Origin of the sequence: uncultured Ellagibacter sp., from assembly GCF_934617235.1 — a bacterium.
GTDB lineage: Bacteria > Actinomycetota > Coriobacteriia > Coriobacteriales > Eggerthellaceae > Ellagibacter.
In genome coordinates, this window is record NZ_CAKTTZ010000063.1 from 1 (window position 1) to 9,885 (window position 9,885).

The window sequence follows — 9,885 nt, forward strand, 5'->3', positions numbered from 1 at the left end:
ACCTCGAATGCGGCGACGCCATGGTCTACTGGACCAGGCAGATCGCCGACATGTCAACGGTGGTTTAACATAGAGAAGAAATCTTACCATTAAAAATGAAGGCCGTCATATAGATTGGCGGCCTTCTCAATTTAAGAAATGGAACACCTGGCTATGCTGGATTCTCGTGAATCATAATATGCTTCACGTCTTCAAAACGCGCTTCAACAGCATCATGGGCCGCTTCAGCAATTGCGTGAGCTTCGAAGAGGCTCTGAGATCCCTCAACAGCGATTTCCGCATCAACATAGACCTTGTTGCCAAATTTACGAGTTCTAAGGTTATCGATTCGAATTACGCCAGGCGTATTTTGAATTATGTCTCTGATTTCATGTTCAAAGGCAGAATCGCATGCAGTATCAGTTAGGCTACTAAGCGAATCCTTGAGAACGTCGAATGCGACTTTAAGAATAATAACGCAGATTACTAAGCTAGCAATTGCGTCGCCCGCCTTAAACCCAAGCATTGTTGCTCCGATTCCCGCAAGAGCACCAACAGAAGAGAGGGCATCGGAGCGATGATGCCAAGCGTCAGCCATAAAGGCGCTTGAGTTAATGGCGCGAGCCCAATGGCGCGTGTACCAAAACATTCCCTCTTTCGCCACGATTGATACCACGGCGGCAACAAGTGCAATAGCGCTCGGCATCGCTTCATCGAGATACGCTCGCGTCGCGATACTTTCCAAACTGGAATACCCAATCGCAAGCCCGGTAAACATCAGTATCAGCCCCAAAGCGAGGGAGGCGATGCTTTCGAATCTCTCGTGCCCGTAAGGGTGGTCGGTATCCGCCTCTCGTTCGGCAAGCCTAACTCCGACAAAGGCGATGGCGGTAGCGAAAACGTCGGAAAGCGAGTGAACGGCATCAGAAATCATCGCGGTTGAATTGCCGAAAAGACCTGCGAACAGCTTAAATGCAGCAAGAAAGACGTTACCGCCTATGCCGACGGATGCAACTTGTCGGGTAACTTTTTGGCGATCAGGCATGGGTTTCGCGCAGTCAGATGCGGTAGTATTAGGAATGTTGTTCGGGGTCTCGTCATTCGTTTTCATCGTGCAAACTCCTTGAGTAGGGAACAGTGTCTCTTAGCTACCCGCAGTTGCGTTTGAAAACAAAAACGCGCCTGCGGAACGGCAACTGTCCCGCAGGCGCGCCATAAGGTGCATCTGCTGCCGACGTCCCCGCCGGCCCGGCTCCATAGCTCATCGCCACGGCCTGATCAGTTTGCGCTGTAAAAGCTTGTCGCGACATCTGACGCGGCAATGCAGTGCAAAGAGTGGCCACATTGTACGAGCTTCGGTTTTGGTTTGTCACCACTAACATCGAAATTGTGGCGAAAACATGAATCTTACGAGCTCAAAGCTTAAGCAAGGGCGCCCATGGGATCCCACGGCGCAAGGGGAGTGGGCTCGCTGTTATAGGCGGCAAGCTCCTCTTCAGTCAGGTATTTCTTGTCGACTACAACCTGATAGACGTATTCGGAGAACCAGTCGTCGGTCATGAGGTCGTACCCATCATGGCCGTGGTCTTTCCCCCAACTGTTCTCGACGCGCCAAAGCTTCGGCTTGCCGTCGTCGTCGAGATTCACTCCTTGGAAAACCATGGCATGCGTCATAAGCGACTCGCCGTAGTCGAGTCGAGCCGCTTTGTCCAAGCTGGCCATAACCGGCACCCCAAATAACCCGTCAGCATCCATGGTGCTGATTCCCATCATGCCATCGTCTTGCAGGTAATTCTGATCGACGTCGCAGCCAAACCAAACAGGGAGTCCATCTTTGAGCTGGGCAATTGCAGCTCGTTTGAGGGAATCGATAGGAAGATTGACATAATGTACGCCGCCGTCTTCAGCAATATTGCCAAGGAATCTAACGGAATATGAATGATAGTAAGGCTTGTCGGACGTGGGGGCGTTGATTACCGAAATGAAATCATCGAGGTTCATGTCAACGAACTCATTGAAGAACTGCGTTGGGGTGAAGGTGCCCGAAACAATCAGCTTGTCGTCCTTGTCGCGAATGCGCGCCTCGAAAGACACTGGTGGTTCGCCGAGGCAAATTGCAAGGATGCGGTAGAACTGTTCGAGCAGGTCAGCTTGCTTTTCTTCCAGCGCGTCTTTGTCGGCTCCGTCAGCTATCATGTCACGAAGCGTTTTGGCGCCCGCGCGCAGATGGCGGGTAAGGAACGCGTCCATGTCGCCCGTATTGGACGAGCAATGCGTTTCGGGCATGGCATCCTTCGGCACGACGCCGTACTTCTTCACGATTGATCGGAACATATCCCACTGCCCGCCGTCGCAGAGCGGATCGAGCAGGAGAAAGGCGACGTTGCGCGAGGTAACAGGCTCGTCTGCAGTAGCGATGATGTTCTGGAAGAACCAATTTGCGCGCTCGTACTTGTCCCAGAAAAGCGGATAGGCTTGCGACAGCTCGAAGGATTTCAGGTTCAACTTCTTCATGATGCGAAAGCGCATGGTGTTCAAGCTTGCGAACATCCAGCAGCGACCCGACCTCTTCTGGTTGGTGATATCGCCCTGCGAGAGCTGCACGTCGAAGGTGCGAGGGTCGAGGCTGAGCGCCTCGGGTACGCGGGCGACTTTGCGGATCGGGCATGCGGAAACGGCGTTCTTCGCAATGCGTGCGGCAGGGTCCGATGCAAATGCTTCATGCGCGCGATTCGTGACGTCATCGGGAATCGCAGAATAGGCGATAGGACTTTCGATTTGACGCATAGGTACCTCCAAACGAGAGCGTTCAACTTATGTTCGGAGGTTAGCACAATGGCAGGGAAACGGGCGGGCCGATAACGCCCAGTAAAAACAAAACCGCGCAGCCGCCCGGGTTGAATAGCGCAATCTCGGGCAGCCGCGCACTACGAGGCGATGAAGAACCTTTATTTCATGGCCTCGAGCTTCGCCAGCACAGCTTCCTGTCCTTCAATGAGCTCGCCGCCCACGTAGAGGTAAGGAATCTTGTTCGCATCTCCGCCGAGCGAAAGAAGTTCTTGGTAGGGAGCTTCCTGCTCAACGTCGCGCTTGTCGAGTTCAATCCCGAGCTCATCGGCGAGGTTTACCGCCACCGAGCAGGTTGAACAAGGGGCCCAATAATAAAGAATCGGCTTGTCCATCGAGGTTCCTTTCGGTCGGAAACAATACGACAAGTATACGCTTAGGTCGAGATGATACCGATTGCGGCGTAGCTAGGATGATGGAAACGAGCTGAAAATGGCATATCTGTGAGGGTTGGGTAGCGATATGGCGCAGAAGTGGCTGCGGTTCAAATTCCCACCACACAAGGGGGATATGGTAAGCCTTCGGAAATGTGAGTAAATGATCAGCACGAGGTTCAATATGGCGGAACGCGCGAAGGATAAAACGTTTACAACAAAGAGTTTGTTCGAAGGACTGTCGGGCTCGCAGCTTACGGCGGGCGCACTTGCTGCGGTGACATCGATGCTGCTGTCAGCGCAAATCGGCATCGCGGGATCGGTGATCGGCGTCGCCGTTGGCTCGGTCGTATCGACGGTAGCATCGCAGGTGTACAAGCGGTTTCTTGAGCAATCGGCAGATAAGCTGCGCGGCATGCGCGATGCGGACGGGGAGGGAGCCGCCGAGCTCCAGGTCAATGGGGAAGCCGCCAGCCCATCAGCGCGTATCGAGGAGATAGCGGAAGATGAGGACGGTGGCTTGCCATTCGGCGATGCGAAACCTTTGAGGGGCGATGTACCGACTCGCCGCGGCGAGCAGTCGCTTTTCCCTGCTGGCGAGGTAGGAGCTGTGCCGATTGCGGGACGCGCGACCGCAACGCCTCATCTTGGCGATGCGTCGCTTGCACAAGACATCACTGCGCAGCATGTTCAAGCGAAACGGGCTCATGATAAGCGCATGCAGCGCGGCGTGATTGCCGTGTCGGTGGCATCTGCCCTCATCGCGGTGGCGATTTCAGCGGGATTCGTGATGCTAACCACGCAAGGGCAGGGGCTAGGTGCGAAACCTGCATCGATCGAGCAGGTGCTCCGAGCTGCCCAAGATCCGGGCTCGTCGCAGGCCCCCGAAGCTGATGAGCAAGCAAGTTCTAAATCCGAGGCGAGCAGGGACTCGCAAAATGCGACTTCGGAGGGTGCTTCGAAGAGTGACTCGTCGCAGTCCCAGGCGGCGTCGCAGGGCGAGTCGGGGAACTCTCAGTCGAACGGCCAAGGAAGCAGCCAGGGGCAAGCAGACACTTCGGCATCTGCCGGTTCCGAGTCTGGATCGAGCACCGGTTCGGGTACGTCGTCGTCGGAAAATCAAGGTAACTCGTCGGGGGAGAGCACTTCTTCGGGGCAGGGATCCTCGTCGGGGTCGTCCCCCTCGGGCGGCGGCAACGCAACATCAAGCGGCAAGTAGTAGCTTTCGTGACTCGGTCGATGGCGCAGGTGCTGCCGACAACGCGGGCGCGGTCGGGGTATAATCGCTCTCATGTCAAATTGCGAACCCAACATAGATGATGTCGCGCTTATCTTCGAGGGCGGCGGCATGCGTGCGAGCTACACCGCCGGCGTCGTGGCGACGCTGCTTGAGCGCGGAATGGATTTCTCGCACGTGTACGGTATTTCCGCTGGTGCAAGCCATACAGTCAACTATGTATCGCGAAATATCGAGCGGTCGCGCGCTTCGTTCACCGATTTGGTTTGCGACCCCGAGTTCGGCGGCGTCGGCAGCCTTCTCGCTGGGCGAGGATTCTTCAACGCGCATCACCTCTATGAGGGAATCGCCGAGGATTTAGCGGGGACCGACGAGATAATGGCGTTCGATTTCGATGCATTCCTCGCGAATAAAGCTGAGGTTCATATCGAGGGATTCGATTGGGATACCGGTGAGACCGTGGCGTGGACGAAGACGGATATGCCGACGATGCGCGACATGATGCTGCGCGTGCGCGCCAGTTCGACCATGCCGCTGTTCATGCCGCCAACGGTGATTGACGGTCGAACGTTCATGGACGGCGGCATGGGCACAAGCTGGGGGATTTGCCTTGATGCGGCGCGCCGTGATGGTTTCGAGCGCTTCTTCATCGTACGGACGCAGCCGCGAGGCTATCGCAAGAAACCACTCGGTGCCTTGCCGCGGGCGGTGTTTCGCTCAGCATTTCGAAAGCATCCTCTGGTTGCGGAGCGCACTATCGAGCGGCCCGCTCGCTACAACGCCTTATGCGACGAAATCGAGCAGCTTGAACGTGCGGGTGAGGCGTGCGTTTTCTACCCCGATGAGATGCCGGTAGATAACAAGGAGACGAACTGGGAGAGGCTCTGCGCGTCGTATGAGATGGGCTACGCCCAGGCTCAGCGCGAGGCTGGTTCATGGGAGACGTGGATTAACGGTCGGTAGGTTGCAAGAGGGAGAGAAGCGATGCCGATTATCAGATTGGGCCAGGCGAGCGGCGAAGAAGCCGAGAGAGACGGGGAGCTATCCCTGTTCACGCGCACGGCCGATGTGGAACTGCGCGAAAGAGGGCTGTTCATTGGCGAATCGCTTAAGGTGATCGAGCGGGCGATGGCTGCGGGTGCCACTTCGCGCGCGATGCTCCTTTCGGAAAAACTGCTTGAAGAGACGATGCCCGCCATCGAACGCGCGCTTGCGGCGGATGCCTCGACGCCAATTTATGTCGCACCCAAAGCGGTTTTTAAGGAAATCACCGGGTATCAGGTGGTCAGAAGTGCGCTTGCCATATTCGAGCGCCCCGCTTTGCCGAGTGTGGCCGAGTTGCTTGCTGGCACAAAGACTCGCCGCGTGGCAGTCCTTGAAGACATCGGGAACTCAACCAACATCGGGGCGATATTCCGGTCGGCTGCCGCGCTCGGGGTCGATGCGGTGCTCGTGACCCCGTCGTGCCACGACCCGCTGTTTCGCCGTGCGGCTCGCGTATCGATGGGGACGGTATTCCAGGTTCCCTGGACGCGCATCGGGAACGTCCGGGCCTGGGCGGGGGAGGGCATAGCACTCCTTCATGACCTGGGGTTCAAGGTCGCGGCGATGGCTCTGTCCGACGATTCGATCCCGCTTGACGATGAGGGTCTGCGAACGTGTGAGAAACTCGCAATCGTCCTTGGGACGGAGGGCGAAGGATTGGCGCAAGCCACGATTGACGCAAGCGACTACACGGTAAAGATTCCCATGGCTCACGACGTCGACTCCTTGAATGTTGCTGCGGCCAGTGCCGTTGCCTTCTGGGAGTTGCGCGTGCGGTAATTCCGCTCCGAGTTTGGGACGTGGGTCGGGTGATTTGTCCCGCTTGCCGCTTCTCGGGAGCGGCAAGCACTTCTGACGGAAGGGGCATTAAGAACGCACAGCCGTGCGCCTTGCGAAATCAGAGCTTCTTTTGCTGATAGAGGCCGTGTTGCTCGAAACCAAGGCTCGCGTAGTACTCGCGCGTTCCTACGGCGCTGATGACGTTGATGCGCTCATAGCCTGCCTCTCTCGCAATGTCGCATGCCCGCGCGACGAGCTTGCGTCCCAGTCCCGTATGCTGCGCGCCCGTGCTCGCGTGTCCGAGTGCGGCGACGGCGCCGTACACATGTACTTCGCGGATCATGGCCTCGCCTGCTGATAAGGGGAAAGAGGCTCGGGCGGGGGCTTCTCTTTGCTCATCAGCGTTTGCCAGCGCAATATCGCGTTCGGCCTGGCTGGAGGCGTCATCTCTTTCGGTCGGCATTGCCTCGCGTCCCGCCGAGCCGAACGATTCGCGCCCTCTTTCCGCTTCCGTGCGCGCACCCGCGATAGCGTCGGTTTTCGGGAGCGACAAGCGCAAGAATCCCGCGATTTTCCCGTCGGGTGTCACCCATTGCAGGAAGCGCTCGCTTGACACGGTGGTCTCGTAGGGGAACTCGGCGAGCGCAAGGTCGCTCAGGTCGGCGCCTCGTGTGCCGATCTCGCGCGTCCTGATTTCGGCTACCGCGGCCCCGCGACGCACCAGCTCTTCGTCGACCATCTGGCGCAGGTTCACCTTCTTGTTTCCCGTCATGATGTCGTGCGAGGAAATATCGCGGATCATGCGCGACACGCGTACATAGGGGGGCGTGGCCTGCATGTTCGCGACCAGCACGTCGATGAGCTCCTCTTCAGTGTAAGGCTTCCACGTGCCGTCTCGCCAGTGCGCCACAAGCCCCGTGCCATCGACGAGTGCGCAAGGGTACATCTTCACCTCGTCGGGGAGGAACCGCCCGTCGGTCACGAGAGTGCGATACCCTTCGACGTCGCGTTTCGGGGTGGCCCCGTAAAGGTTCGCCATGAAGTGCGCATGGATTTTGAAGCCGAACAGCCGGGCGAGCTCGAAGGCCCGGGCGATGCGATCAAGGGAGATGCGGCGCAGGTTCGCATCGAGTATCTGCTGGTCAAGGCTTTGGATGCCGATTTGCACCTTCGTCGCGCCCAGGGCACGCATTTCGGTGAGCGCAAAGGGGGTGATGCAGTCGGGGCGCGTCTCGATGACGAGCCCTACCGAGCGGTGTGCCGCCTGCACGTTGCGCGCGTGTTCGCGGGAAACGTCGGAAAGCGTTGTCGTCTGGCGGGTGCTCGCCTGCCGCCAGCCCTCGTCGGCGCCGTAGAGATCGCGAACCGCCTGGTTGTAGGTGAGCTCGCCGCAAGTGACCCGCGCTTGCTCGTCGCGGGAGAATGCGGCAAGGTCGTCTCGCTCGCTTTTGATGTTGCAACGCTCGTAGAAGGCGCGGCGTTCGGCGATGCTCGCGTGTTGCGCTTCCGCGTCCGCTGCCTCGTTTAGGGCCCGAAAGAGTTCACGCATGAACCAGAATCGGTACTCGCGCGGGTAATCCGTCCAGGTGCCGCCAAGAACGATGAGCTCCACCTTGTCGGTTGTGTGCCCCATGTCGGCGAGCGTTCGCAGCCGCAGCGCGACCTGAAGATAAGGGTCGAACCAATTGCGCTCGGCGCGTTGGCAGGCAGGCTCGTCGGTCAGATAGCTTTTCGGCATGCGTATATCGTTTGGGCAGTAGAGGCAAGCGCTTGCGCAGGGCCACGGCTTGGTGAGTACCGTGACGGTTGCCACGCCCGATGCGGTGCGCATGGGTTTCATCCTCAGGGTGCGCACGAGAAGCGCCTCGAGTGCGTCGTCGATGTTCCAGCTGCGCCACAAGTCGGGGTCGGTTTCCTTCACCTGCTGGTAGAAGGGGAGAAGCTTCTTCTTCGCAATCGCACGCACCGGGCCGCGCAGCTCCCGATTACGCGCACGGATGATCCGGTCGAGCGCGTTTGGGTCGAGCGGCTGGCCCTGTTCTTTCAGGGTTGACAGTATGATTTCGAGAGTTTTCTGCATAAGCGGCATTGTACGCTATACGGTCCCTGCGCGCGTTGGCGGAACGTCGACTCGCTGCGGGCGGCGCGCCGAGGCGCGAGGCGATACAATGCACGGGATGCCTTATGAATATTGAGACTGCTCGAAAATTGCGCGACATAACCTCGTCCTTCTATCGCGAAAACGCTTCGTCGTTCTCGTCGACTCGTCATACCTCGTGGGCGGGCTGGTCGCGCTGCCTCGATGCGATGGGGTTCGATACCGCTTCCGTCGCCGGTCAGTCATACCGCAAGGCGCTTTGTGTTCTCGATGTGGCGTGCGGCAACGGGCGATTTTTCCGCTTTCTGCAGGGGGCGCTGCCTGACGCAGAGGTCGAATACTTCGCGGTCGACGATTGCGAGCAGCTTGCGCTCGAGGGGCTTGCGAGCGACGCCGACAACGTGGCTTTCCAGAAGCTCGATGTTGTAAGCCGCCTGATAGAAGGCTCAATCGAGCATGCGATCGAAGCGCCACCCGTCGATATTGCGGTGTGCTTCGGGTTCTTTCATCACGTCCCTGGCTCTAAGGCTCGGACGGCTCTGCTGCGGACGCTCGTCGATAGCGTATGCCCCGGCGGGTATGTTGCGGTGTCGCTCTGGCAGTTCGCAAAAAGTCCCGAGCTCGCGGCGAAGGCGGTCGAGACGACAGCAAAAGCCCGCGCTGAGTTTGGGCTGCCCGTGCTCGATAAGGGCGATTACCTGCTTGGATGGCAGAACAGACCGCACGCGTACCGATACTGTCACACCTTCTCGGATGAGGAGGTGGTCCGTCTTGTGTGCGCTGTTAGCGACAAGGCGCAGCTCGTCGCGCGGTTCGAAGCGGACGGCCGGACGGGTGCTTTGAACAGCTACCTTGTGTTTCGCCGCCGGGTCTAGTCACCGTTCTGTCCCCTTTGCTCCGCGGTCAATAGCGTACCTGTCGGCAGCGGCGCCACCGCGCTTGTCGCCAAGCTGGATTGCCACGACGGAAGCGAAGATGAGCACGAACCCCAGCGCCATTCTCGGCGTGAGCGTCTCGCCGAAGAACGCGACGCTGAACAGGGCGCAGAACACGCTCTCGAGCGAGCAGAGCAGACCTGCCTCGGAAGGGGACACATGGGCCTGCGCCATATTCTGAGCCACGGCTCCGAAGGCCGCCGAGAGGATGGAAACGTATGCCATGGCGCCGATGAACTCGGGTGTGGTCACCTGCGCCGCTGTAGGCATGGGCTGCGTGGTCAGGGCGAGCAGCAGAGCCAGGATGCCGCTGGTAAACTGCTGGACGACGGTGGTGGTCAGGATATCGTTGTCGCGCATGACCATCCCGATGATCACGATTTCGGCGCCGTAGAGGAATGCCGAGAGAATGCTGATGCCGTCTCCTAGGCTGATGGAGAAGCCGTCGGTCAGCGATACCATCCCGATGCCGGTGGCGCATATTGCCGCGGCGAGAAACACCTTGGCGGGAGGGCGGCGGCGGGAGACTACCCACCAGATGAACGGCACGGTTAGGCAATAGCACGCGCTCAAAAAGGCGTTCTTCGAGGG

The 9,885-nt window shown here is 58.7% G+C and carries 9 protein-coding genes and 1 riboswitch; of the genes, 4 read left to right on the top strand and 5 right to left on the bottom strand.

Translation table 11 applies throughout. The annotated features are described in order from the left end of the window. Window positions 1-151 precede the first annotated feature (151 nt). From Q0G85_RS09685 to Q0G85_RS09695, 3 genes are all read right to left on the bottom strand, one after another. Window positions 152-1,090: a cation diffusion facilitator family transporter gene (locus Q0G85_RS09685; protein ID WP_297157395.1), complete on the bottom strand. Its 939-nt coding sequence runs from the start codon at window positions 1,088-1,090 to the stop codon at window positions 152-154. 83 nt (window positions 1,091-1,173) lie between these two features. Beyond that, window positions 1,174-1,271: riboswitch (NiCo riboswitch) on the bottom strand. Between the two features lie 130 nt (window positions 1,272-1,401). Then, window positions 1,402-2,766, bottom strand: a complete 1,365-nt coding sequence (locus Q0G85_RS09690) for an aminopeptidase C (RefSeq protein ID WP_297157398.1) — start codon at window positions 2,764-2,766, stop codon at window positions 1,402-1,404. 161 nt (window positions 2,767-2,927) lie between these two features. Continuing rightward, window positions 2,928-3,161, bottom strand: a complete 234-nt coding sequence (locus Q0G85_RS09695; RefSeq protein WP_297157401.1) for a glutaredoxin domain-containing protein — start codon at window positions 3,159-3,161, stop codon at window positions 2,928-2,930. A gap of 265 nt (window positions 3,162-3,426) precedes the next feature. Between Q0G85_RS09695 and Q0G85_RS09700 the strand changes: the two genes are divergently transcribed. The 3 genes from Q0G85_RS09700 to Q0G85_RS09710 all read left to right on the top strand — a co-directional run bounded on the left by Q0G85_RS09700 (window position 3,427) and on the right by Q0G85_RS09710 (window position 6,261). Then, complete coding sequence (locus Q0G85_RS09700; RefSeq protein WP_297157403.1) at window positions 3,427-4,419, top strand: hypothetical protein; 993 nt, start codon at window positions 3,427-3,429, stop codon at window positions 4,417-4,419. Between the two features lie 72 nt (window positions 4,420-4,491). Then, on the top strand, window positions 4,492-5,400 hold the full coding sequence (locus Q0G85_RS09705; protein WP_297157406.1) for a patatin family protein: 909 nt from the start codon (window positions 4,492-4,494) through the stop codon (window positions 5,398-5,400). Between the two features lie 21 nt (window positions 5,401-5,421). After that, on the top strand, window positions 5,422-6,261 hold the full coding sequence (locus Q0G85_RS09710) for an RNA methyltransferase (RefSeq protein ID WP_297157409.1): 840 nt from the start codon (window positions 5,422-5,424) through the stop codon (window positions 6,259-6,261). Between the two features lie 118 nt (window positions 6,262-6,379). On the opposite strand, the gene Q0G85_RS09715 is transcribed toward Q0G85_RS09710, so the two are convergent. Continuing rightward, window positions 6,380-8,341, bottom strand: coding sequence for an elongator complex protein 3 (locus Q0G85_RS09715; RefSeq protein WP_297157412.1), 1,962 nt, complete (start codon window positions 8,339-8,341; stop codon window positions 6,380-6,382). A gap of 104 nt (window positions 8,342-8,445) precedes the next feature. Between Q0G85_RS09715 and Q0G85_RS09720 the strand changes: the two genes are divergently transcribed. After that, window positions 8,446-9,234: a trans-aconitate 2-methyltransferase gene (locus tag Q0G85_RS09720; RefSeq protein ID WP_297157415.1), complete on the top strand. Its 789-nt coding sequence runs from the start codon at window positions 8,446-8,448 to the stop codon at window positions 9,232-9,234. Here the strand turns inward: Q0G85_RS09720 and Q0G85_RS09725 are convergent. Continuing rightward, the coding region (locus tag Q0G85_RS09725; RefSeq protein ID WP_297157418.1) for a DMT family transporter at window positions 9,235-9,885 on the bottom strand (651 nt) is incomplete at its 5' end. It lies immediately after the preceding gene.